The following is a 25,583-nucleotide window of genomic DNA, read 5'->3' on the forward strand; positions in this document are numbered from 1 at the left end:
TATTGAAGATAGAGAACAAGGGTGAATATGAAATCAATCGCAACTGCAACACGCAAGTTTAAGATTTTATTTTAAATTGTAAGCTCTAATGATTTATGGTACATTACTAAAAATGAAAAAAGGTTCAACCTGTAGAAGTTGTTTTAATATTGAAGAAGGGAGAAGCCTTTAGATTGAATTTATAATAACGTTCACCCACTTATGTTTTCAAAAATCTATCGGCATATAAACTATGACTAAATTTAAAATTGTTACAGATTCCACATCTGATTTATCGCATGAATATCTCGAGGAACATGATATCCACGTCATACCATTAAACTTAACCATAGATGGCAAGTCGTACGAAGATCAAGTTGACATAACTTCAAAAGCGTTCATCGAAATGATTGAAGCTGGCGCAGATGTTAAAACGAGTCAACCCGCGATTGGTAAATTTATTGAATTGTATGATAAGTTGGGTGCGGATGGTTCACATGTAATCAGCATACACTTAACTTCTGGGTTAAGTGGCACATACCAAACTGCTGTTCAAGCGAGTCAAATGACCGATAGCCATGTTACCGTATTTGATTCAAAATCAATTTCGTTTGGTCTTGGCTATCAGATTCAACACATTGTTCAGTGGGTTGAAGAAGGTCATGATATTGAAACGATTACGACAAAACTCGCTGACTTACGCAAAAATATTAAAGTATTTGTCGTGATCGGTCAGTTACAACAATTAATTAAAGGTGGCCGTATCGGAAAAGCAAAAGGCTTTATTGGTAACATGATGAAAATAAATCCAATTGGTACGCTTAAAAATGGTGAAATTGATCTCATGCACAATGTGCGCACACAGAATTCTGCAATCAAATTTCTCAAAAAAGAAATTGCTTCTTTTGTTGAAAACCATCGTATTCAATCGATTGGGCTCGCGCATGCGAATATCATCGAATTTATAGAGAAAGTTAAGAAACAGTTTTCAGAAGAATTTGATGTGCCTCATTTTGATATGAATGTAACGACGCCAATCATTTCGACGCACACAGGCCAAGGCGCAATCGGTGTCGTCATCTTACGATCTTGATTTGTTTTACCTCACACAAATATAAAAAACAAATCATTTCTATATAAAAGCTTATTTACTATATTGTTAAATCAAACATATTAATAGCAAATATAACCTCTAAGTGGTAAATTTGTTACAATAAATATGTAAGGAGAATAAAATATGGCTTATGCTACATTAGCTGGCGGTTGCTTTTGGTGTTTAGTTAAACCTTTTGCATCTTATCCAGGTATTCAAGATATTGTTTCTGGCTATAGTGGTGGTCACGTCGCTAATCCAACATACGAAGAAGTATGTTCAGATCAAACGGGCCATGTAGAAGCTGTCCAAATCACTTACGATGATCAAATTACATCGTTTGAAAATATTTTAGACGTCTATTTCAAAACGTTTGATCCTACAGATAACGGCGGCCAATTTTTCGATCGTGGTGAACATTACGAACCAGTTATTTTCTATCATGATGAAGAACAGAAAAAAGCGGCCGAGGTTAAGATACAAGAACTAAATGAACAAAATATTTTTGATAAACCAGTCATCACACCAATCAAACCGTATAAAAATTTTTATCCTGCTGAATCTTATCACCAAGACTTCTATAAAAAAAACCCTCATCATTATGAACAGTATCAACGCGGTTCTGGACGAAAAGCATTTATTGAAAAACACTGGGGGGAATCAAAATGATTAAAAGAGATAAAAACGAATTAAATGAAATGGAATATCTAGTTACACAAGAGAATGGGACTGAGCCCCCATTCCGTAACGAATATTGGAATCATTTTGACAAAGGTATTTATGTCGATAAAATTTCAGGTAAACCACTTTTCACTTCAGAAGATAAATTTGAATCTGATTGTGGATGGCCTAGTTTTTCAAAACCTATCGACGATGAGTCGCTTGTAGAATTAGTTGATAAAACACATGGGATGGTACGTACAGAAGTGCGTTCCGAAGATGCGAACAGTCACTTAGGTCACGTGTTTAATGATGGGCCTAAAGAACGTGGCGGTTTACGTTATTGTATCAATTCTGCAGCAATTCAATTCATTCCTTATGATAAATTAGAAGAATTAGGGTATGAAGATTTAGTAAGATATTTCAAAGATTAGGAGTGAACTCGATGTTCAAGAAATTATTTGGCAAAGGGAAAGAAGTTAACAAAGATATAGAAATCGTAGCACCTTTTACTGGAGAATTTGTAAAAATAGAAGATATTCCTGATCCAGTATTTGCACAAAAAATGATGGGTGAAGGTTTCGGTATTAAACCATCTGAAGGACAAATCGTTTCACCTATCAACGGTACAGTGGATAATGTATTCCCTACAAAACACGCGATCGGTCTTAAAGCAGATAATGGGCTAGAATTGCTCATCCATATCGGTTTAGATACCGTTCAATTAGACGGGGAAGGCTTTGAGGTTTCTGTACAAAGTGGCGATGAAGTGAGTGTCGGAGATCCACTCATCGAAGTGGATTTAGATTACATTAAGCAAAATGCTAAATCTGAAATTTCACCAGTCATTGTTACAAACTCTGATCAATCGTCATCTATCAATATTGCAGACGTAGATCATGTCGTTAAAGGCGAAACTAAAGTCGTTGATGTGACTATGAACTAATGAAAGATCACTCATTTTATCAATTTATGTTAACGGTTCGAGATCGTAAAGGCGATGAAGGTATACTTGCCGATGAGATATACCATGATTTGTCTTTTCCAAAATACGAAAAGGACTTTGATACGATTTCCGAATATATAGAAACACAAGGCACATATTCTGTACCCATGTCGATTTTTGATAACCTGTATGAAGAGTATACAGAATGGCTTAAATTCTAGTATGCTTATGAGTTATTTTTATAATCGTTTTAAACTAATGAGATCATATAATAGCTGGGGTGAATCAATAAGATGAATCCCAGCTTATTTTATTTTCAGACCAATTCAATCCAAACCGGTTTTCATGTTGTGATAAATACATAAAACAACTATGATTTAAAATTTCTTGTCACAATAAGTGATGAATGGGGTCATATTTTGATAAAATGAACTCACGTTAGTTCAAAAATGAGGAAGTGATAATTTTGACGCAAACTGAGCACCAACAAGATGAAAGCAATCAAGATCAAAATGAAAATAAAAATAAATCTGGCATACATACATTTAAAACATCTCAACTGTGGTTATCAGCACTCGTAATCATCCTGATTACTGTGATGCTCACAGTTGCTGCTACACTCTTTATCAGTCACAAACTGACTGGTTTAGACGCCAATCAAAGAGATGATATTTCAAAAATTGAAAATGTCTACAAAACGTTGTCTGATGATTATTACAAAGGTACGACATCCAATCAGTTAACTGAAAGTGCGATTAATGGCATGGTCAAATCCCTCAAAGACCCGTATTCAGAATATATGACTAAAGATGAAACAGAGTCATTTAATGAAGACGTTTCAGGTGACTTTGTAGGTATTGGTGCAGAAATGCAGAAAAAAGATGATCAAATTCAAATTACGAGTCCGATGAAAGGTTCTCCAGCAGAAAAAGCAGGTATTCAACCTAAAGATGTCGTTGAAAAAGTAAACGGCAAAAGTGTCAAAGGCAAACCATTAGAATCCATTGTAAAAGAAGTCCGCGGGAAAAAAGGTACCAACGTAACCCTCACAGTTAAACGCGGTTCAGACGCTCACGACATTAAAATCAAACGCGATAAAATTCATGTGAAAAGCGTTGATTATGAAACTAAAAGCGATATCGCAATTTTAACGATCAATAAATTCCAAAATAGTACAGCAGCTGAATTAAAATCTGCAGTGTTAAAAGCACATAAAGCAGGGAAAAAAGATCTCGTACTCGATTTACGGAATAACCCAGGGGGACTATTAGATGAAGCTGTAAAAATGGCTAATATCTTCATCGACAAAGATAAAACAGTAGTGAAATTACAAAAAGGCAAACAAACTGAAGAAATTCCTGCTCCAAACGATAAAGTAAAAGAAACGAAAGACATGAACGTTTCAATCTTAATAAACGAAGGATCTGCAAGTGCTTCTGAAGTATTTACAGGCGCATTAAAAGATTATGGTATTGCAAAAGTTTATGGTTCCAAATCTTTTGGTAAAGGAATAGTACAGACTACCAAAGAATTCGACGATGGATCATTACTTAAATTTACAAATATGAAATGGTTAACACCTGAAGGACATTACATTCATGGTAAGGGGATTAAACCCGATGTGAAAATCGATCCTCCAGCTTATCAATCATTGAATGTCATCCCTAGTGATCAAACATTTAAACAAGGAGATCAAAGTAAACACATTAAAACCATGAAAGTTGGACTTAAGGCCTTGGATTATCAAATTGATAATCAATCTACACAATATGATGCTGAACTCGTAGCAGCAGTCAAAGATTTTCAACAACAACACGATTTAGATGTGACAGGTGAATTTAATAAGAAAACAAACGAAACTTTTACCCAACAATTAGTTGAAAAAGCAAATGATGACGATGTTGTGTTAGATAAAATGTTGGAACGACTTAAATAATGAATTTGATGGAGGGGAATTTTCATGATTAGAAAAGCAACGTTTCAAGATTTAGATAGTGTGCTAGATTTAGTTGAGGAAGCAAAAGCAAAAATGCGTGATAACAATAATACGCAATGGGATGATGATTATCCTTTAGATACACATTTTAAAAAAGACATCGAAACAGACACCCTGTTTGTGATAGATGATGATGGTGAGATTTATGGATTTATTGTTATCGATCAACAGCAAGCGGATTGGTATGATAAGTTAGATTGGCCTATAGATAGAGAAGGTGCTTTCGTCATTCACCGTTTAGCTAGTTCAAGCGATTATAAAGGTGGCGCTACTGAACTGTTTAATTTCGCTATAGATCACGCTTTAGAACATCAAATTCATGTTATTCTTACAGATACATTTGCATTGAATAAACCAGCACAAGGTTTATTTGAAAAATTTGGGTTCACAAAAGTCGGAGAAGCTGAAATCGACTATCATCCATTTGATAAAGGTGAACCTTTCTACGCTTACTATAAAACAATAGAGGAATAGAGGTTTTAACATATGGTAAAAATAGCATTCACTGGTGGAGGGACTGTAGGTCACGTCTCAGTCAATTTAAGTTTGATCCCCACCGCATTAGCCGATAACCACGAAGCGTTTTATATCGGCTCTAAAAACGGCATAGAACGTGAAATGATCGAATCTCGACTTCCAGAAATCGACTACCATGACATCTCAAGCGGTAAATTAAGACGCTATTTATCTTTAGAAAATATTAAAGATATGTTCAGAGTATTGAAAGGTATTGTAGATGCACGTAAAGTACTTAAAAAAGAAAAACCAGATTTACTCTTTTCTAAAGGTGGATTTGTCTCTGTACCGGTTGTTATCGCTGCTAAAACGTTAAACATTCCAACAATCATTCATGAATCTGATGTAACACCAGGATTAGCGAATAAAATATCTTTAAAATTTGCACAAAAAATTTATACGACGTTTGAAGATACAATTAACTATTTACCGAAAGATAAAGCAGATTTCGTTGGAGCAACGATTAGAGATGATTTAACTTCAGGTGACCCTGATAAAGGTTATGAAATGACACAATTTAGTGAGGATAAACCGGTCCTTCTTGTTATGGGCGGTAGTTTAGGCAGCAAGAAATTAAATGAAATAATTCGTGAAAACCTAGACGAATTGCTCAAACATTATCAAGTCATTCATTTAACTGGGAAAGGTTTAACAGATGAAGGTTATAAAAATAAAACAGGTTATGTTCAATATGAATTTGTGAATGAACCATTAACCCATTTATTAGCAATGACAGATACTGTAGTGAGTCGCGCAGGTTCAAATGCGATTTATGAATTCTTGACGTTACGTATCCCAATGTTACTCATTCCACTCGGTTTAGATCAATCACGTGGGGACCAAATCGATAATGCGAAATACTTCGAATCTAAAGGTTTCGCTAAAATGATTCAAGAAGACGGTCTCACTGGTGAAGCCTTCATGCAAGCTCTTGCAAATATTGAAAATCATAGAGATGACATCGTCAAAGAGATGTCTCAATATAAACAAAGCTATACGAAAGAAGAACTGTTTGATAAAATATTACATGATACAGATAATAAATAGAGAGGTTCAATCACTATGAATCGATGGAAACGTATTTCATTATTAATTATCTTCACATTAATATTTGGTGTCATTGCTTTCTTCCACGAGTCGAGATTAGGGCGATGGGTGGATAATGAAGTATATGACTTTATATACTCAACAGAAAGTTTAATTACTACAAGCTTCTTTATCGGTGTAACCCGCATCGCAGAAGTATGGGTGATGATTTGTCTTTCACTCATTTTTGTAGCTTATTTATTATTGAAACGCTACAATATTGAAGCGTTACTTTTTGCGCTTACAATGACTTTATCAAGTACACTCAATCCGTTGTTAAAAAACATCTTTGAACGTGAACGGCCTTCACTGTTACGTCTCATTGATATTTCAGGATTTAGCTTTCCAAGTGGTCACGCGATGGGCTCCACGGCATTTTTCGGTAGTTGTATCTATATAGCGAACCGATTGCTGAAAGGAAAAGCAAAAAGGACAGCAATCACCTTATGTGCTTGCTTAATTCTTTCAATTTGTGTTTCTCGTGTGTATTTAGGTATACACTATACAACAGATGTTGTAGCTGGCTTTTTAGGTGGTGCGTTCTGTCTGTTAATGACAACGCTCATCTTACGGAATCAATTACAGATTTAACTAGGAAAGTGAACCTCTCTATATATAGTAGTAGACGCAGTTTGAAATTATAATTAAATGAAGATAAGCGGCTAGAACTACGATCGTTCTAGCCGCTTATTGTGTCAAAAAGTCTTTTGTTTATTATAAAGACCGTTTTACATTCGTAAAAACGGTCTTTATCTCACACGTTGATTTACAACGTTAGTCTTTTACGGGCATATAAAAGGGGGATATTGATGAAAATGATCAATCCAATGAGAACATATAAGTGTGGGGGAAAGATCTTACTTGGTATTGATAATCATTTTCAACTACATTATACATGACTGAGAATTATTGTCAATTAAATCCTGCAATTTTCTTTTCACTTTTTTTGCTATACATTTATTTGAGATAATTTATAATGAAGAGTGAACATGCAACTAATTAAAAATATAGAGGTGCAATCGATGATCAATATATTAATTGTCGAAGATGAGCAGAATCTCGCTCGTTTTATTGAATTAGAACTGAATCATGAAAATTACCATGTGGATATAGAATATGATGGCGAAACTGGCTTAAATCGTGCACTCGACACAGAATATGATCTGATTCTACTCGATTTAATGCTTCCCAAGCTCAACGGACTAGAAGTATGCCGCCGCATTCGTCAAGAGAAGTCAACACCCATTATTATCATTACTGCCAAGGGCGATACGTATGATAAAGTAACTGGATTGGATTACGGTGCAGATGATTATATCGTGAAACCGTTTGATATCGAAGAGTTATTAGCTCGTATTCGTGCAATGCTCAGAAGACAACCTCAGAAAAACTTTATAGATATGGATGGTCTAGTCATTGACGTAGATGCGTTTATTGTTACTGTAGATGGTCAAAAACTAGACTTAACTAAAAAGGAATATGATTTACTTTATTTACTCGCAACAAACCGAAACCGCGTTTTACAACGTGAACAAATTCTAGATGATGTATGGGGATATGATAGTGAAGTGGAAACGAACGTTGTCGATGTGTATATTCGTTATTTAAGAAATAAATTAAAACCGTTCAATAAAGACAAATATATCGAAACCGTGCGTGGTGTAGGATACGTGCTTAGAAAATGAAGCAGCGTAAATTAAGAACTAAATGGATGGCCATCACAACGACCATCACTTTTTCAACCATTTTCGTCTTTACATTAATTATTATTTTATTCTTAAGTAGTGCTTTGAGATATAATGAAGTGCAAGAAGCCAAAAGAAGTGCGAGTGACATCAACAATTTACTTCATCGAGAACCCATCGAAACGATTACAAGTTTGGATTTAAACGCCTCTCTCGGTAACTTCCAAAAGGTTGTATTATACAATCAAGATGGTAAAAAATTAACTGAATCATCCAATGATAATACAGTCGAATTCTCACCATCGCTGACTGACATTGACAACAAACACATTTCAGTGATGTCCGATGGCACTATAGACTATCTCATTGTGACTTCACGTATTGACGATGAATACTTCCACGGTTACACTGTCATCATCCATTCACTCGAAGTCTATAATCGTCTTGTGAATTCACTCTATATTTGCGCATTGATATTCGGTATTGTCGCAACATTAATCACTGCGTGTGTCAGCTATATTTTCTCTTCACAAATCACTAAACCTTTAATTACGATGTCTAATAAAATGACACAAATCAGACGTAACGGGTTCCAAGAAAAATTAGAACTTAGTACGAACTATGTCGAGACGGATGATTTGATTGATACGTTTAATGAAATGATGGAGCAACTCGAAGAATCATTTAACCAGCAACGTCAGTTTGTCGAAGATGCTTCCCATGAATTACGTACACCGCTCCAAATTATTCAGGGTCATTTAAATCTAATTCAGCGGTGGGGTAAAAAAGATCCAGCAGTGCTAGAAGAATCACTAAATACGTCACTTGAAGAAATGACACGGATTACAAGCTTGGTTGAAGAACTATTTATGTTAACGAAAGAAAACAATCAAATCCAAACCAATGAACAAGTCAATGTCGATGTGAATGCTGAAATCGAATCAAGAATTAAAGCGTTAGAACATCTTCATACGGATTACACATTTGAGTTCAAGCCGTCCCATAAACCACTCAAATTACGTATGAACCAACACCAATTTGAACAAATACTTGTCATTTTTATTGATAACGCGATGAAATACGACCAAATAGAAAAACAAATCCATATTGAAACAAGATTAAAAAACAATCAAATCTCTATAGAAATTACTGACCATGGTGTCGGTATTCCTAAAGAAGATATCGACTTTATTTTTGATCGTTTCTATCGTGTTGATAAATCACGTTCCCGCAAACTCGGTGGCAATGGTCTTGGGTTATCCATTGCACAAAAAATCATCGAACATAATAATGGCTCAATTTCAGTTGAGAGTGAAGTCGGTGAGTACACAACATTTAAAATTATTTTCGCTCAATAAAGTAAATAAAACCTCTTTGCACATTGAGAAAGATATACAATCGAAAGCGAATTTTTTCGACTTCATCCTAAAAACACGGTGAAGTCGTTTTTGCTATGATATTCATTGCGTTATTATTTTCAGCACATTGCGTGACAATACTGTGACATTTAATCCAATTTAAGTAATTAACACATGCTAAAATTTTCACAAATAAATTTCTGTAATCGCTTAAAAAACCCCTGCATAATCCTATTTTTGCACTTTAATTTCCAGTCGTTTAATGCTATTATTTACTTGTAAGCGTTTTAACTATTTTGTGGAGGGTAAAACATGAGCGACAAAAAACAGGTTTCCGAAGCACCTGTCAATTTTGGTACAAATCTCGGTTACATCTTAGATCTGTACGACACGTATTTAGAAGAACCAAACAGCGTTCCTGATGATTTACAAATCCTTTTCAGTACGATAAAAAATGACGGGACGCACACACAAACTCAAACGAAGACTCAATTTTCCGAACAGGAATACAGCAGCACAATCAAACGATTGGTAAGATTAGTCGATAATATCCGACAGTACGGGCATCTTTTAGCTGATATTTATCCCATCAATCGTCCTGAAAGAGAGCATGTGCCAAGATTAACAATTGAAGATTTCGATTTAGATAGAGAGGTCATCGAACGTATTCCTGCACGCATTATTTCTGATCATTTTTCAGAAATATATGACAACGCGCTCGAAGCAATTGAACGTATGGAGCAGCGTTATAAGGGGCCAATTGCTTTTGAATACACACATATTAATAACAATAAAGAACGTACCTGGCTTAAACGCCGCATAGAAAGACCGAATCAAACACTTTTAGATAAAGAAGCTAAGTTAACATTATTCAAAATCCTAGCTAAGGTAGAAGGTTTTGAAAAGTATCTGCATAAAAATTTTGTCGGGGCAAAACGTTTTTCAATCGAAGGTGTTGATACGCTCGTTCCAATGCTACAACATGCGATTAAAATAGCTGCTGACGAAGATATTCAGAATATTCAAATAGGTATGGCGCACCGAGGTCGACTAAACGTGCTAACCCACGTGCTTGAAAAGCCATATGAAATGATGATTTCAGAGTTTATGCATACCGATCCAATGAAATTCTTACCTGAAGATGGTAGTTTACTACTCACTTCAGGTTGGACAGGTGACGTAAAATATCATCTAGGTGGTATTAAAACAACTTCTTCTTATGGTATTGAACAACGAATTTCTCTCGCGAATAATCCAAGTCATTTAGAGATTGTAGCACCAGTCGTACTGGGCAAGACTCGCGCAAATCAAGATACGACGAACGAAGCTGGGCAGCCACAAACGTCATTCAGCAAGTCAATGCCGATTCTCATTCACGGTGATGCAGCTTATCCAGGAGAAGGTATTAACTTTGAAACGATGAACTTAGGTAACTTGAATGGTTTCTCAACTGGAGGTACGTTGCATATCATAACGAATAACCGTATCGGATTTACGACAGAACCAGAAGATGGTAGATCTACGACTTATTCAACTGATGTGGCTAAAGGTTACGATGTACCGATTATGCACGTTAATGCAGATGATGTCGAAGCGACGATTGAAGCGATTGATATTGCGATGGAATTTAGAAAAGCATTCCATAAAGACGTCGTTATCGATCTCGTAGGATATCGTAGATATGGTCACAACGAAATGGATGAACCATCAATTACGAATCCACTGCCATATCAAAATATTCGTAAACACCAAACGGTCGAATTACTTTACGGTCACAAATTGATTGAGGAAAACATTTTAACTGAATCAGAAATGAATCAAGTTTTAGAAGATGTACAAAAATCAATGAGACAAGCCCATGACCGTATCGATAAAAATGTGAAAATGAACAATCCAGATATGAAATTACCTAATAGTATTTCAGAACCATTAAAAGGGGACCAACGCACATTCAGTTTGGAACATCTGAAAGAAATTAACGATGCGATGTTAAGTTATCCAGATGGTTTCACCATGTTTAAAAAACTAAATAAAGTATTAGAAAAACGCCGTGATCCATTCGAAAAAGAAGGTGGCTTAGTCGACTGGGCACAAGCTGAACAACTCGCTTTTGCGACAATCATGCAAGATGGCACGCCTGTCCGCTTAACTGGACAAGACTCTGAGCGCGGTACATTCAGTCATCGTCACGCAGTATTACATGATAGTGAAACAGGAGCGGAATATATTCCACTCACACATGTTCCACATCAAAAAGCAACATTTGATGTCCATAATTCACCGTTATCTGAAGCAGCTGTTGTAGGCTTTGAATACGGATATAATATTGAAAATAAATCTTGCTTAACGTTATGGGAAGCACAATACGGAGACTTTGCCAATATGTCTCAGATGATGTTTGATAACTTCTTAGTGAGTGCAAGCGCAAAATGGGGCGAACAATCTGGCCTCACGTTGTTATTACCACACTCATTTGAAGGCCAAGGACCTGAACATTCATCAGCGCGTTTAGAACGATTTTTACAACTAGCAGCTGAAAATAATATGACAATCGTCAATTTATCTAGTTCAAGTAATTATTTCCATTTATTACGTGCACAAGCAGCGAGTCTCAACACAGACGCTATGAGACCACTAGTAGTGATGTCTCCGAAAAGTTTACTGAGAAATAAAACAGTGGCTGATCCTATCGATAAGTTTACTGAAGGTACTTTTGAAGCTATTTTAGCTGAGCCTCACGACAAAGAGCAGGTCACTAAAGTCATCCTTGCTTCTGGCAAAATGTTTATTGATCTTAAAGAGAGATTAGCGAAAGAACCTGACCCGTCCATTCTGCTCATCGCAGTAGAAAGATTGTATCCATTCCCAATAGATGAAATCAAAGCGATCATAGAGACATTACCGCAATTAAAACAAATTGCTTGGGTACAAGAAGAACCTAAAAACCAAGGGGCATGGTCATTTGTTTATCCATATCTGAAACATCTGACGCAAGATCAATATGATTTAAGTTATCACGGTAGAATCCACCGTGCTGCACCTGCTGAAGGTGATGGAGAAATACACAAACTCGTACAAAACATTATTTTAAATCAAAGTTTAAACTAACTTAGGGGGAAAATTTATATGCCAGAGGTAACAGTTCCGGAATTAGCAGAATCAATTACAGAAGGCACCATTGCTGAATGGTTAAAGCAAGTGGGAGATAGCGTAGACAAAGGGGAAGCTATCTTAGAATTAGAAACCGACAAAGTCAATGTCGAAGTGGTTTCAGAAGAAGCTGGCGTCTTACAAGAGCAATTATTTAAAGAAGGCGATACTGTTGAAGTAGGCCATACCATCGCCATCGTTGGAGAAGGTAGCGGTGAATCAAGCAATCAAGAAAGCACTGATCAACAAAATGATTCAAAACCGTCTCAGACAACTGAAGAATCAGCTCAATCAAATGATAAGTCATCATCAACTGATGTTTCTGAGGAAAAATCAGCTTCATCTTCAGAAAGAATTAAAGCGACACCATCTGCGAGAAAACGTGCACGTGAAAAAGGTATTCGTTTAAGTGACCTCGCACCTAAAGAAAATGATATTTTGAGAAGAGAAGATGTACAATCACCGAAAGCTCAGCAACAAGAAACGCAATCTTCATCTACTCAAACAGAAGAAAAGCCGAAAAAAGCTGAATCTAAAACGATTAATAAACCAGTCATTAGAGAAAAAATGTCGCGTCGCAAAAAAACAGCTGCGAATAAATTGTTAGAAGTATCTAATCAAACAGCTATGCTGACAACATTTAACGAAGTAGATATGACTAATGTGATGGAATTACGTAAGCGTAAGAAAGAGCAGTTTATGAAAGATCATGACGGAACGAAACTCGGCTTCATGTCATTCTTTACAAAAGCTGCGGTAGCTGCACTGAAAAAATATCCTGAAGTGAACGCAGAAATTGATGGCGATGAAATGGTTACAAAACAATACTATGATATTGGAGTTGCAGTCTCTACAGATGATGGATTACTCGTACCTTTCGTCAGAGATTGTGATAAGAAAACATTTGCTGAAATCGAAGCAAATATTGCTGAACTTGCAGTAAAAGCTAGAGAGAAGAAACTATCACTCGATGATATGGTAAATGGTTCATTCACGATCACGAACGGCGGTATCTTTGGCTCAATGATGTCTACTCCAATTATTAACGGCAGCCAAGCAGCAATTCTAGGAATGCACTCTATCATGACACGTCCTGTTGCTATCGATCAAGATACAATTGAAAACCGCCCAATGATGTACATCGCATTAAGTTACGATCACCGCATCATTGATGGTAAAGAAGCAGTAGGATTCTTAAAAACAATTAAAGATTTAATAGAAAACCCAGAGGATCTATTGTTGGAATCTTAATTAAACACAAAACACAGATAGAAATAAGAATACAACGGCTTTTTCAGTCGTTGTATTTTTATCACTTTTACAGTTTGACGAACATTGATAGTGGGAAGATAATATTTCGGGATTTTCAGTATAAGTTAGTGGATATGCAGTTCAAATCGAAAAGTATTTTAATTTAAATGAATTTAATCGAATATTCTGTAAAATCAATGTAAGTCAAAATCCTACATTTAATGATTTCAAGTAAATGGGACGCAAAAGTACTTATATAAATAATTAATCATCATTAAGTGAACAATAGTTTAACAAATTATGAAAAGCTACACTTAAATATATGTCATCTAGGAGGTCACATATTATGGAAAATCAAGAAAAAAGTAAACATAGACAGTATTCAATGCTTGAAAGATGGAAAATGGAGGCGGAACAATTTGAAAAAATGAGCAACTCTACTAAAGAAGAAAGAGAAAAACGAATTGAAGAATTTATAAAATTTATAAACGATGAGAATGATGACACAAAAAAGTGAATTCAAGAATATCAGCAATATCATCAAGGAGGGCAAACAATGAAAGAAAATGAAAAACGTAGACGCAAACCTTTAACATTACATGATAAATGGAGAATAGATGGTGAGATTTGCCAAAGAGATAATAACCTTACTGAAGAAGAAATAAATCAGAACATAGAAAAACTTATAAAAATTGTAAATAACAATAATAAAAAAGGTGAACAACACTGAAGTAGACGGTGACATGAACAAATCACTTTACAGGAAAAATGGATAAGAGAAGGGAAATCATTACACAAAATAAAAGGAATGGTTCATTATGACATTCATGAATTCGCTTAGATTTGGACTCATTTATATTTTGGTTTTAAGTACAGCGTTTTATTTTGTACCTTCACCTGATGGTTTCATGCCTAAATTTGTATATGTTCTAATTGTAACTGTCATGCATGTGGCTGTTAGTTATTTCTTACTCGGAAAAGAAAAATTGAAGAAAAGAAAAAATATAGATAAATAACTTTAACCCACGCTTCATACACGGAGCGTGGGCTCTACTATTTCTTAGTATATTAATATATCGTATTTTACTTCGCTTTCTCTAAAATTTGTTGTTTCAAGTATTCACGTAATTTTTCTAATGTGAGCGGATCAGTAAACCAGTAATCTTCCGCTTTGTACTCGATGACTTTATCTTGCTTAACTGCAGGTAGTTCATTCCAAAGATTGCTTTTTTCAAACTCTGTATTACCATAGCTTGGTTTACTTAAAAATATGTAATCACCTGCATAGCGATTAATATTTTCTTTTGAAATAGGAGCGTAACCTTCATTTTTTTCATTTAATTTCTCTTTATACGCGGCAGGCTGCTCCATACCAAAAGCATCATTCACAATATCTGTTCCACGTCCCCAGTTCGAAGCGAAAATGGTTAATCCTTTTTCTTCTACTTCAAAAATGGATGCAGTCGCTTTTGTTCCAACAGCTTGTTTTATTTCTTTTTGATCTTGTTTCGTTTTTGAGTCCCAATCTTTTAACCATTCATTGGCTTGATCTTCTTTATTGGTTAACTTTCCAATTTCTTTCATAATTTCTTTATGAGTATAATCATTGTACTCAAATGGAACAGTAGGCGCGATTTTTTCATATTTTTGGATGTTTTTATCCATTGCATCCACAACGATTAAATCAGGTTTTGCATCGGCTACTTTTTCTACATCATCTTCTCCAATCAATGGTACATCTTTGATATGTGGCTTGATAATGCTAGAATCAGCGGCAAAATCAGCTACCGCAACTGGTTTAATACCTAATTTTATGAAGTTACCAACGTAAAAAGCTTGAAGTACCGCCACCCGTTGTGGATGTTTAGGTACTTTATAAGACTTTCCACCCACTTGATATGTTGTCATTTCCTTACTTGATGCCTGCTTTGAGCTTGATTCTTTTGAACCACCACAAGCTGTTAAAACGACAGTCAGACTTAATATTAAAATTAAAATAATCCATTTCTTCAATTGAAACACCCCTTTATTATTTGAAGTTATTATACCTTAACTGATAACCATTATCAATTAAATTTTAGAAATTGCCTTTTACGATACAAAATAAAAGATATTATTCTATCGTTTAAGTGAAGATACTTTTTAAAAATCAATTAAGCGATCTTAGTTATCCTTGTATAAACAAATATAAAAGCAACCATTTAGTTAACGAGGGGAGTCGAAACTGATAATAAAATCATCTTTTAATTAAAAGCACCATTAAAATTAAAAGGTTTGATATAATAACTTTGTAAATTGGAGGTGCTGTTTTGAAGAAGGATACGATACAGCTCATTATTACTGTTGCTGTCACTTTAATCATCATTTTATTAATCAATCGTTTCTTAATTTCGAACTACACGGTACATGGCGAGTCAATGTATCCTACATTTGAAGACAAAGATCGTGTTATCATTAGTAAAATATCTAAGTCGCTGGATCATCTCGATCGAGGTGATGTCGTCATTTTCCACGCAAATGAAAAAAAGGATTACATCAAACGTTTGATCGGTAAACCTGGCGATGAGGTACGTTATCGTTCTGATCAATTATACGTCAATGGTAACGAAGTGAAAGAACCTTATTTAAAAGAGAATAAAGAAAACGCGATAACTCAATTAACAGAGGACTTTAAAGTCAGTGACGTTAAAGGTGCCAACAGAAATCTGAAGATACCTGAAGATAAGTATTTAGTGCTTGGAGATAACAGACAAAATAGTATAGATAGTAGAGCAGATGAAGTCGGATTGGTTTCCGATGAACAAATGGTTGGCAAGGTCGTCTTACGTTACTGGCCTCTGAGTGACTTTACGATTAAATTTAATCCTGGAAGCGTAATGCTACCAGGATTTTTTATGGCTTCAATGGTATAAACTTTTGCTTTCATGATTCGCTAATCTTATCTCACATAAAATAATTCAATTAACGCTACAATGACAAATACGACAAAAATAATACCATATAAATTGTTTTTATCACTTGTTGCAGATTTCTTGTCTTTATCTTTATTCCATAAATTAGTAAAGAATACGATACCAGTATAAACTGCAACTAATACTGTAAGTGCAAAGATTATCCAAAATCCTAACATCATTAACAGCCTCCTTTAAAAACTCAATCTATCTGATTGATTGCATTTCCAACTTAATCTATTCAATTATAATTTTAGTATAGTTCACTCATCTTGAACAATAATGAATTTGAATAATTTGTTACGGTTCATTAATGAGACAGCTACGCATACAAAATTTGATAAAAATACGTTATAATGAACTAAATGAGAGATAGAGGTGTTGTAAATGAATGGGCTTAGAAGTGTCACGATAGGTACAAATAATATGGATGAAACAAAGAAATCGTTTCATGATATTCTCGGTTTAAACTATCAAGATAAAGGGGAGGGCGTACGCTTTGGAGATACGAATCTAGCTTCTGGAACACGACTCCACTTTATGGAAATTCCCAATTATGATAGTAGTGTAGTCCATATTGATAGTATAGGGTTGCGCGTGCCTACGGATGAAAGCTTAAATGAATACCAAACGATTTTAAAACAAAATGACTTTACATATGGTGATATCACTGAACTAAATGGAAACAAACATTTTGCATTTACAGATCATAATGGTCAACGCTTTGATATCTATTCTAATGAACAAAATACAGGTACACCTCTTGGTACACCTTCATTTGATAGTCCTGTACATCCACTATATCAGATTCAAGGATTAGGGCCCGTTATTTTAAAAGTTAATCAACTTGTACTGACTATTTCAGTATTGTCTCAAGTGCTGGGATTGGAGCACTTTGCGCAATATTCTCCTTCAACTAAAGTCACTGACAACATCCAAGTATTCAAAATTGGCGATGGTGGCTTAGGAGGCGAATTACATCTCTACAATTCGGATGAAACGATTCAAGTACCTGAACATGGGTTGGTGGAACAAGTTGAATTTGCGACGGATGATGTAAAACAATACCAAAACGCCTTAGAACAACTCGAAACAATAGGTATGCCATATCAAAGACTTAAACAAGATGATAGTCAATCCGTTAGAATCAATGAAAATAGTGGTATTTCATTTATCTTAACTTTAGAACAATCATAATTTTACATAGAAGAAAGGATATTTATTTATGTTACACGAAACTTGGAAAACAAAAACACCCATCAAGAAAGTAGAAGTCGTGCACACAGATGCGGCTAAATTTACAGTTTCTGATATGCTCACAGTAGGGAAACAATATAATGTTGTCAATGAAACAGAAGAATATTATCAAATCATTGATAATTCTGGTCTTGTGGGTGGTTATTACAAAACATATTTTAAAGAAGTTTAACTTCAACATGACTATACAAAACTAAATGAATAAGCTATACATCTTAGCAATAAATAGAAGTACTAGTATGAAGAAAAGGGGCATGTGCGTCGTACTTTTTAATGATATGGGGAGTATTGTATGTTCTATATCTGTATTTCATTCTTTAGTGCTTCTTTAACTTTGTTTACTTATTTTAAATATTAATTATTTTGCAACTGATGGGACACGAAACAACACTACAAAAGGAGTATTTTCATGGTACAAGGACAATATATCAATACTGATGAAACCGTATTTAATGATGCTAAATCGCTGATGACTTTAAATAAAAACATTTTATTAAAAGGACCAACAGGTTCAGGTAAAACCAAACTAGCTGAGACTTTAAGTCAAACGGTCGATTTACCAATGCATCAAGTGAACTGTTCAGTGGATTTAGATGCAGAAAGCTTACTCGGTTATAAAACAATCAAAACCAACGATGACGGTGAACAAGAAATCGTATTCATCGATGGTCCAGTCATCAAAGCAATGAAAGAAGGACATATCCTCTATATCGACGAAATTAATATGGCTAAACCTGAAACATTGCCAATTCTGAATGGGGTGCTTGACTACCGTAGACAACTCACTAATCCATTTACTGGAGAGGTCGTACACGCTGCATCTGGCTTTAATGTCATTGCTGCAATTAATGAGGGCTACATCGGTACACTTCCAATGAACGAAGCGTTAAAAAACCGTTTTGTCGTCATCGAAGTTGATTACATTGATGGTGACATTTTAAAACGCGTGATCAAAGAACAAAGCCAATTACAAGATGACACGATGATTGAAAGTATCATCAAATTTAATGAAGATTTAAGAACGATGTCTAAACAAGGACAGATCGCTGAAGAGGCTTCAAGTATCCGTGCACTCATTGATTTAAGTGACCTCGCTACGATCATGCCAATCGAACGCGCCATCAAACGTACAATTATTGATAAATTAGAAGACGAACGTGAACAACAAGCGATTTTAAATGCAGTCGAATTAAATTTTTAGTAAGGAGCAAATACGATGAGCGATCGCTACATCAAATTTAATGACGAACAACTCAATGCAAGACAAGTGATGATGCTTCAAGATTTAGCTCGTTTATTATTAAAAAATGAACAAACACAAGTTAAAATACAAAAATTCCCATATTACGATCCTGTGCATAATATGGTGAGCACGAGCAGTTTCTGGTCGCATCGTCCTGAAGAAATTGAACGTACAGGTCTTAAGACAGACGTGCTATTAGCTGCTTATGGTTATCATTTAATGGATGAAGCTATCGTCAATGAAGTATTAGATGAAGATGAGTTTGCGCATCCTAGTTTTTATCAACAGTTGTTTAAAATGCTAGAAGATCGCCGTGTCCTCAATGCGATTGTGAAACATCGTCCAAGTACGCAATCTGCAATTGAAACGTGCAATCAAGTTCGATTGAATTATACTAAAACTCAAATCAACGTCTATAGAACGAAAACGACATTCACGGACTTATTATTTTTATCTCTAGAATACTCATTCTTAACTGAGAACTTCTTTGATGTACCTGAAATTCATCCTCAGGTAAATGATATATTAATTCAAATGTATCAATATCTACCTAACTTTTTCTATAATGAAACGTCTGAAGACAATATGTATTTGGCTCAACGCATCATGTATCAAATTGATGATCTGTTAAAAGAGGATATGTTAAACGAATACTATCATATTCCAAGAAAAGTTTATGAAGCGATTGAACAACTTTCACTTTCTGATATCAAACGCACAGATGCGAGCCAAGTCGATGAAGAAAATGAAGAGAACACTGAAGATATCGCAAACGAAGAGATTGAATCTAAAACAGAAGACAGTAAATCCCAAGGTGGCGCGTATCTTGAAATGGAACTCAATGAAGGCACGAATTGTGATGTGCTCTCTGATAATGATACAGCTAGAGAAGGCGATAGTTCCGACGATATGACAGAAATGCAAGCGAAAAAAGGTAAAGGAACAAACGATACATTAGATCGTGAAGGTGGAGACAATACAGGTCTTCATGAAGCGTTCCAATTAAAAGGTATTAATAAAAATGTAGAAATTCAATGGAATGTACCTGATATTTTACCGGAAAATATACAAGCATATCGTGAAGTGAAACAACAAGTTGAAATTGAAACAAAAGATTTAATCAAAATCATTCAAAAAACGATTGAACGTGAACGACAAGATGAACGGCATAATTTAACGAAAGGGCGATTACAAAAAAATCTCCTCAATTGGTTTATTGATGATCAATATAAGCTATTCTATAAAAAAGAAGATGCGAGTCGTTCATTTGATGCGACGTTTACATTGCTCATAGATGCTTCAGCAAGTATGGACGATAAGATGGAAGAAACAATCAAAGGTGTCGTATTATTCCACGAAACGTTGAAAGCGTTAAACGTGAAGCATGAAATTTTAGCATTTAACGAAGATGCTTTTGAAGCTGACGATAACAAACAACCAAATATTATAGATGAAATTATTAACTATCATCGCTCTACATTAGATCAAAATGATGCACGCATTATGTCATTAGAACCACAGGACGATAATAGGGATGGTGTCGCTATTCGTATTGCCTCAGATCGATTAAATAAACGTCCACATTCCCAACGCTTTTTAATCGTCTTTTCTGATGGTGAACCTTCAGCTTATAACTACAGTCAAGATGGTATTCTCGACACGTATGAAGCTGTGGAAATGGCACGCAAACTCAATATAGAAGTATTCAATGTCTTTTTAAGTCAAGAACCGATCACTGAAGATATTGAAGAAACAATCCATAATATTTATGGTTCTTATGCGATATTTGTCGAAGGTGTCGAACATTTACCAAGTCATCTGTCTCCATTACTTAAGAAATTGTTGCTGAAATCATTCTAAAATTTAGCATACTAAAGTATAATTTGCTGTTTACTTAAAATATTCTGATAAATATATAGCTTTTTATTCTTTTTAGTGTTAAAATATTGTCTATTATTCTTAATTCATTAAAAAGACACATATAAAGGAGATAATAGATGAATAAAAACACTTGGATAATAGGATTTACGCTTTTTGCAATGTTCTTTGGGGCAGGTAATTTAATATTCCCACCTAATTTAGGTTTAGACAGTGGTCATTATTTTTGGCCTACGATTTTCGCCTTTGTATTAACTGGCATTGGTTTGCCGTTGTTAGGTGTTATTGTTGGCGCATTAGACAAACAGGGTTACATTGGAGCATTCAATAAAATATCACCAACATTCTCGATGATATTTTTGATTGTTATCTATTTGACGATTGGACCGTTGTTCGCGATTCCAAGAACTGCGTCGACTTCATTTGAGATGACTGTCACTCCGATTGTACATACGAATAGTAATTTGGCACTGTTCATTTTTTCTGTTTTATATTTCTTAGTCGTATTGTTCTTATGTATCAATCCAAATAAAATTGTGGACCGCATTGGTTCTATACTTACTCCGTTATTGATCATCACGATTCTCGCAATGATTATCAAAGGATTTGTGGACTTTGGAGGTTCATCACAAAGTGAAAGTGCAGAAGCTTTTACGTCTAATGCAGCCGGATTTTCTCAAGGCTTTACGAGTGGTTATTTGACAATGGATGCCATTGCTGCGATTGCATTTTCAATGATTGTCGTCAATGCAGTGAAAGCAACTGGGGTGAAACATGCAGACCAAATATTTAAGCAAACAGTATCTGCTGGAGCAATTGCAGCTGTTGCACTTATTTTCATTTATGTATCACTCGGATTTATCGGCAACCATATGACGATTTCTCAAGATAAATTAGCAGAATTAACAGCTAACGATCAAAATATTGGTACGTATTTACTAACGACAATGGCGTCAGTTGGTTTTGGCGAATTAGGTAAGTACCTATTAGGTATTATTGTTGCACTCGCTTGTTTAACAACTGCATGTGGCTTAATCGTTGCAGTATCACAGTACTTTAACAGCATTTTTCCTAAAATATCTTATAAACTATATGTGATTCTGTTTACAACTGTGAGTTTCTTGCTCGCAAACCTCGGTTTAAATGCAGCAATACAATTGTCGGTACCAGTACTAAGTATCGTGTATCCAATCGCCATTACGGTCGTATTACTCATACTACTCGCACGTTACATTCCAACTAAACCGATTGCGCAACGTATTCCAGTCATCATCGTTACGATTGTATCTATTTTAAGTGTGGCTCACACAGAAGGTTGGATTACGCTCAACTTCATAGAATCGCTACCATTCCATGAATATTCTTTAGAATGGTTCCCAATTTCTGTGATCGCGACAATTATCGGTTATATCGTATCTTACTTCACTAGCAAACAAGAAGTTATCGTTTACGAAAAAGAATAATGAATAAATGAAAAAGACCTAGTTAAACGAGGGGGAGAAGCACAATCGCTTCCTTCTGTTTAACCAGGTCTTTCTTTTTATCATTGATTGTTTTTATTTGAACGCATCGTCAACAGTTGCTGTTTCATGTCGCCTTCGAGCTGTTGTAGTTCTTGTTCTGCTTGTTGACGTTTATTACGTCCTTCTTGTTGAATTTGTAACGTTTGTTCTATGGTCTCAATAATATCGTTTTGTGTTGTTTTCAACGTATCAATATCGACAATTCCACGTTCATTTTCCGTGGCTGTATCTAATGCATTTTGTTTGAGTAACGCTGAATTTTTAAGCAATAGATCATTCGTTGTATCTGACACAGCTTTTTGAGCTGATACCGCATTACGTTGTCGCATCAATGTCAACGCGATAGACATTTGATTTTTCCATAGCGGAATACTAGTGAGTATGGAACTCTGAATTTTTTCTGCTAGTGCTTGGTTTACGTTCTGAATCATACGGATTTGTGGTGCTGTTTGAATCGCGATTTGTCTTGATAATTGTAAATCATAGATCCGTTTATCCATGCGATCGATAAATTGTTCCATGTCAGCGACAGCTTGCACATCCATCTGATTATTCGATTGTGTTGCTTTTTCTCTTAATTTCGGTAAATCCTCAGTTTGGATTTGCTGTTGACGTTTTTTTGCAGCTGCAATATAAATGTTTAGATCATCAAAGTATTGTTTATTCTGTTCATATAATTGATCGAGTAGGGACACATCTTGGGTTAAATTGCCTTTGTGTCGATCTAATTCAATCGCTATCCGATCAATTTGTGAGCCCACAGATTGCATTCTTGAAAAAATTTCATTCACAGATGCTTTTGTCCGTTTAAAGAAACGTTTTAATTTAGATTGCTTTTCCGGATTGAGTTCATCTGGATCAACGGATTTTAGTTTTGACATCAATCCATTCAATGTTTCTCCAACTGGTCCTACATCTGTTGTTTTAACTTCGTTAAGAATTTGATTTGAAAAATGAGACATATTAGCTTGAGCATCTGTACCATAGTTAAGTAACCCGTCATTATCTAGGGGCTCAATTTGTTGAGCTAATGTGTCTATACGTTGTTGATCTTCAGAAGAAAAGTTGGACATTTCATTGGATTGATTTGGTTGCATATCATTCGTCATTTGATCATTTAAATACTGATCTAACGGATGTGAACTTGTATTTTCATGTTCATTAACCATAACATTCGCTCCATTTCTTTATACTTTTAATGCATTTTCTCATAACGCTTTTGTTCTAACTTATTCACTTCCATCTCAATGTCTAACTTCGCATAATCCTCTTCGTTGAGTTGTCTTAAGTCAGCTACAAGTGTGCGTTTAACCTCATCTAATGTGATGCGGGTCTGTTCTAATTTTTGTTTATCTTCCTTAGATTTTTTTGGCGTTTTAGCTAAACGTGTATAAGCATCAATTAAGTTTAATGCATTATCTATATGAGAGTAAAAGAAACTTTCTACAGTAAAGAATTTTGCTGGACGTTCTTTTACAGTGCTCGTGATGGCTCTACTAATGCGATAAATTTCGTTGATTTGTTTAAAATCTTTCAATGATCGTATGTTAATATATGATTTTAAAATACGTCTCACTTTATCTTGTGCATGTTGGAGCTGATTATTGACAAACATATAATCACGACGTGAAAGTCCAATTTCTTTCAAGTACTTCCCAGAAACCACACGTTGTGTAGGAATATAAATAGCAGCGAAACTCATCACAGAAATCAATAAATCCACTAAGAAGTAAAAATCAAAAGCGAAAAAGCTGACTAGCCAAGCGATAACCGCTACCGGGAAAGCAAATATCGTTCCTACAATACGAGAAATATTATATCTCAAACTTCATCTTCCTTTATATAGTAGTAAATTGTTTCAATGACGCATCGATTTCAACATCTTCAATTTCATAATCATCCACTTTCGAAGCAGGGGATGCTCCGTTTGTTACTTCAGAAATAAAATGATCTAAGTTATCGGCTTCACCTTGTGCATAAATTTCTACATAATCTTCAACATTTTGCACGGTGCCAACTATTTGATGTGATTGTGCTATTCTTTGTGTGTAGTAACGGAATCCCACACCTTGTACTACACCAAAAACTTTAATATGTTTACGTTCCACTTGGATCACCTCTTGTTCTATATTATACGAAATTTCACACCACAAGACTATTATTTAACTTGTAGCGAGCTCAAAATTGTTGAAAATGATAAGTTCAGAAATTTGATTTCACTGGAATGAGAGTATAGTATTTTATTTAATTCATCATTAATTACTCGACAGATTGCCACGATATGTTTAACATATATTTCTGTATCGGTGTAATTAGTGAAGTTAATGACAAACCTTGGGAGATTAATTCAATGTGAGACATGACTTCTCGTTATGTACAGAGCACCTTTTAACTGGTGAATAAATAGGGGAGTCTACTTTTAAATACATAATAATAGGGTATACTATATGCTAACGTATCATCCCATATCATAATCTAAAATCACATCATGTTTTTATCCCTGAGGGTTTTGTTATTAACGATAACTAGAGCTGAATCTATGTTGAGGGAATGCGAAAGAATGAAAGGATGAAACCAACGATGTGGACAGTTACAAAAATTAGAGCCGATTATGAAGGTTGGTGGTTATTTAGTGACTGGACTGACAATATCATAGAACGTTATGATTATGAAGATTATGATACTATGTTGGAACAATACACAACAATCATCGAAAACGCCAAGGAAAAATATGACAATCATATAATAGGTAAATATAACATTTATGCATTTTATAATAATTGCGAATTAGGATTTTGTGAAGATTGCGATGAAGATCTACAAATATTTTATAGTTTTATAGTATTAAATAATGATGAAGTTTTTTGTAATTTACCAAAAATAGAATAACTTCTTTTTCGATATTGTATTGCAAATTATCTTCATTTCCCTTATAATTATAGTTAAGCAATAGTTTTATTCGGTATTGCAAAAAATATTGAAAGTAACAGAACTAACTGTGAGACCTTATT

The 25,583-nt window shown here is 34.9% G+C and carries 27 protein-coding genes; 22 read left to right on the forward strand and 5 right to left on the reverse strand.

The genetic code is table 11. From position 1 onward, the window contains the following. The first annotated feature begins 232 nt into the window (after positions 1-232). From ACSBRB_RS01965 to ACSBRB_RS02035, 15 genes are all read left to right on the forward strand, one after another. Entirely contained in the window at positions 233-1,072 is an 840-nt protein-coding gene (locus ACSBRB_RS01965; RefSeq protein WP_435031377.1) for a DegV family protein, read from the forward strand. A 144-nt stretch (positions 1,073-1,216) separates the two neighbouring features. Next, entirely contained in the window at positions 1,217-1,741 is a 525-nt protein-coding gene (msrA, locus tag ACSBRB_RS01970; RefSeq protein ID WP_435031378.1) for a peptide-methionine (S)-S-oxide reductase MsrA, read from the forward strand. After that, entirely contained in the window at positions 1,738-2,166 is a 429-nt protein-coding gene (msrB, locus tag ACSBRB_RS01975) for a peptide-methionine (R)-S-oxide reductase MsrB (protein WP_435031379.1), read from the forward strand. Before msrA ends, msrB begins: the two co-directional genes overlap by 4 nt. Before the next feature lie 11 nt (positions 2,167-2,177). Continuing rightward, positions 2,178-2,678: a PTS sugar transporter subunit IIA gene (locus ACSBRB_RS01980; RefSeq protein WP_435031380.1), complete on the forward strand. Its 501-nt coding sequence runs from the start codon at positions 2,178-2,180 to the stop codon at positions 2,676-2,678. Continuing rightward, positions 2,678-2,899 carry a YozE family protein gene (locus ACSBRB_RS01985; protein ID WP_107392987.1) on the forward strand — a complete coding sequence of 74 codons (222 nt, stop codon included), beginning with the start codon at positions 2,678-2,680 and terminating at the stop codon, positions 2,897-2,899. Before ACSBRB_RS01980 ends, ACSBRB_RS01985 begins: the two co-directional genes overlap by 1 nt. A 245-nt stretch (positions 2,900-3,144) precedes the next feature. Further along, positions 3,145-4,614, forward strand: a complete 1,470-nt coding sequence (locus tag ACSBRB_RS01990; protein WP_435031381.1) for a S41 family peptidase — start codon at positions 3,145-3,147, stop codon at positions 4,612-4,614. 24 nt (positions 4,615-4,638) lie between these two features. Further along, positions 4,639-5,148: a GNAT family N-acetyltransferase gene (locus tag ACSBRB_RS01995; RefSeq protein WP_435031382.1), complete on the forward strand. Its 510-nt coding sequence runs from the start codon at positions 4,639-4,641 to the stop codon at positions 5,146-5,148. Between the two features lie 12 nt (positions 5,149-5,160). Beyond that, positions 5,161-6,237 (forward strand): undecaprenyldiphospho-muramoylpentapeptide beta-N-acetylglucosaminyltransferase, encoded by a 1,077-nt coding sequence (murG, locus tag ACSBRB_RS02000; RefSeq protein ID WP_435031383.1) that lies wholly within the window; start codon positions 5,161-5,163, stop codon positions 6,235-6,237. A 15-nt stretch (positions 6,238-6,252) separates the two neighbouring features. After that, complete coding sequence (locus ACSBRB_RS02005) at positions 6,253-6,867, forward strand: phosphatase PAP2 family protein (RefSeq protein ID WP_435031384.1); 615 nt, start codon at positions 6,253-6,255, stop codon at positions 6,865-6,867. 431 nt (positions 6,868-7,298) lie between these two features. Next, complete coding sequence (locus tag ACSBRB_RS02010) at positions 7,299-7,961, forward strand: response regulator transcription factor (protein ID WP_435031783.1); 663 nt, start codon at positions 7,299-7,301, stop codon at positions 7,959-7,961. After that, the gene (locus tag ACSBRB_RS02015) at positions 7,958-9,319 is read left to right on the forward strand and encodes an ATP-binding protein (protein ID WP_435031385.1); all 1,362 of its coding nucleotides are present in this window, start codon (positions 7,958-7,960) and stop codon (positions 9,317-9,319) included. Before ACSBRB_RS02010 ends, ACSBRB_RS02015 begins: the two co-directional genes overlap by 4 nt. 312 nt (positions 9,320-9,631) lie before the next feature. Further along, a complete protein-coding gene (locus ACSBRB_RS02020; RefSeq protein ID WP_435031386.1) occupies positions 9,632-12,427 on the forward strand; it encodes a 2-oxoglutarate dehydrogenase E1 component in 2,796 nt (931 codons plus the stop codon). Between the two features lie 18 nt (positions 12,428-12,445). Beyond that, entirely contained in the window at positions 12,446-13,720 is a 1,275-nt protein-coding gene (gene sucB / locus ACSBRB_RS02025; RefSeq protein ID WP_435031387.1) for a dihydrolipoyllysine-residue succinyltransferase, read from the forward strand. A gap of 346 nt (positions 13,721-14,066) precedes the next feature. Next, the gene (locus tag ACSBRB_RS02030) at positions 14,067-14,237 is read left to right on the forward strand and encodes a hypothetical protein (protein ID WP_435031388.1); all 171 of its coding nucleotides are present in this window, start codon (positions 14,067-14,069) and stop codon (positions 14,235-14,237) included. Between the two features lie 39 nt (positions 14,238-14,276). Further along, positions 14,277-14,450 carry a hypothetical protein gene (locus tag ACSBRB_RS02035; protein WP_435031389.1) on the forward strand — a complete coding sequence of 58 codons (174 nt, stop codon included), beginning with the start codon at positions 14,277-14,279 and terminating at the stop codon, positions 14,448-14,450. Positions 14,451-14,803: 353 nt separating this feature from the next. On the opposite strand, the gene ACSBRB_RS02040 is transcribed toward ACSBRB_RS02035, so the two are convergent. Beyond that, positions 14,804-15,733, reverse strand: a complete 930-nt coding sequence (locus ACSBRB_RS02040) for an ABC transporter substrate-binding protein (protein ID WP_435031390.1) — start codon at positions 15,731-15,733, stop codon at positions 14,804-14,806. A gap of 296 nt (positions 15,734-16,029) precedes the next feature. On the opposite strand from ACSBRB_RS02040, the gene lepB reads away from it, so the two are divergent. Next, entirely contained in the window at positions 16,030-16,632 is a 603-nt protein-coding gene (gene lepB / locus ACSBRB_RS02045; RefSeq protein ID WP_435031391.1) for a signal peptidase I, read from the forward strand. Between the two features lie 26 nt (positions 16,633-16,658). Here lepB and ACSBRB_RS02050 read toward each other — a convergent pair whose 3' ends face one another. After that, positions 16,659-16,853 carry a Mid2-like cell wall stress sensor domain protein gene (locus tag ACSBRB_RS02050; RefSeq protein WP_370688023.1) on the reverse strand — a complete coding sequence of 65 codons (195 nt, stop codon included), beginning with the start codon at positions 16,851-16,853 and terminating at the stop codon, positions 16,659-16,661. Positions 16,854-17,058: 205 nt separating this feature from the next. Here ACSBRB_RS02050 and ACSBRB_RS02055 point away from each other — a divergent pair, with 205 nt between their 5' ends. From ACSBRB_RS02055 to brnQ3, 5 genes are all read left to right on the forward strand, one after another. Further along, positions 17,059-17,868, forward strand: a complete 810-nt coding sequence (locus ACSBRB_RS02055; RefSeq protein WP_435031392.1) for a VOC family protein — start codon at positions 17,059-17,061, stop codon at positions 17,866-17,868. A gap of 28 nt (positions 17,869-17,896) precedes the next feature. Further along, positions 17,897-18,100, forward strand: a complete 204-nt coding sequence (locus ACSBRB_RS02060; protein WP_435031393.1) for a DUF6501 family protein — start codon at positions 17,897-17,899, stop codon at positions 18,098-18,100. A gap of 237 nt (positions 18,101-18,337) precedes the next feature. Continuing rightward, a complete protein-coding gene (locus tag ACSBRB_RS02065; protein ID WP_059106811.1) occupies positions 18,338-19,129 on the forward strand; it encodes an ATP-binding protein in 792 nt (263 codons plus the stop codon). 15 nt (positions 19,130-19,144) lie between these two features. Next, positions 19,145-21,031 (forward strand): vWA domain-containing protein, encoded by a 1,887-nt coding sequence (locus ACSBRB_RS02070; protein ID WP_435031394.1) that lies wholly within the window; start codon positions 19,145-19,147, stop codon positions 21,029-21,031. A gap of 137 nt (positions 21,032-21,168) precedes the next feature. Next, positions 21,169-22,512, forward strand: coding sequence for a branched-chain amino acid-like transporter carrier protein BrnQ3 (gene brnQ3 / locus ACSBRB_RS02075; protein ID WP_435031395.1), 1,344 nt, complete (start codon positions 21,169-21,171; stop codon positions 22,510-22,512). 80 nt (positions 22,513-22,592) lie between these two features. Here the strand turns inward: brnQ3 and ACSBRB_RS02080 are convergent, their stop codons facing one another. Genes ACSBRB_RS02080 through ACSBRB_RS02090 form a run of 3 tightly spaced genes read right to left on the reverse strand, consistent with a single transcriptional unit; the run spans position 22,593 to position 24,680 of the window. Next, positions 22,593-23,741: a toxic anion resistance protein gene (locus tag ACSBRB_RS02080; RefSeq protein WP_435031396.1), complete on the reverse strand. Its 1,149-nt coding sequence runs from the start codon at positions 23,739-23,741 to the stop codon at positions 22,593-22,595. Positions 23,742-23,767: 26 nt separating this feature from the next. After that, positions 23,768-24,397, reverse strand: a complete 630-nt coding sequence (locus tag ACSBRB_RS02085) for a 5-bromo-4-chloroindolyl phosphate hydrolysis family protein (protein WP_435031397.1) — start codon at positions 24,395-24,397, stop codon at positions 23,768-23,770. A 13-nt stretch (positions 24,398-24,410) separates the two neighbouring features. After that, positions 24,411-24,680: an acylphosphatase gene (locus ACSBRB_RS02090; protein WP_435031398.1), complete on the reverse strand. Its 270-nt coding sequence runs from the start codon at positions 24,678-24,680 to the stop codon at positions 24,411-24,413. Positions 24,681-25,152: 472 nt separating this feature from the next. Here ACSBRB_RS02090 and msaA point away from each other — a divergent pair, with 472 nt between their 5' ends. Next, positions 25,153-25,461, forward strand: a complete 309-nt coding sequence (gene msaA, locus ACSBRB_RS02095) for a regulatory protein MsaA (RefSeq protein WP_059106817.1) — start codon at positions 25,153-25,155, stop codon at positions 25,459-25,461. The last annotated feature ends 122 nt before the right edge of the window (positions 25,462-25,583 follow it).

This window comes from Staphylococcus auricularis (assembly GCF_051172115.1).
GTDB lineage: Bacteria > Bacillota > Bacilli > Staphylococcales > Staphylococcaceae > Staphylococcus > Staphylococcus auricularis_A.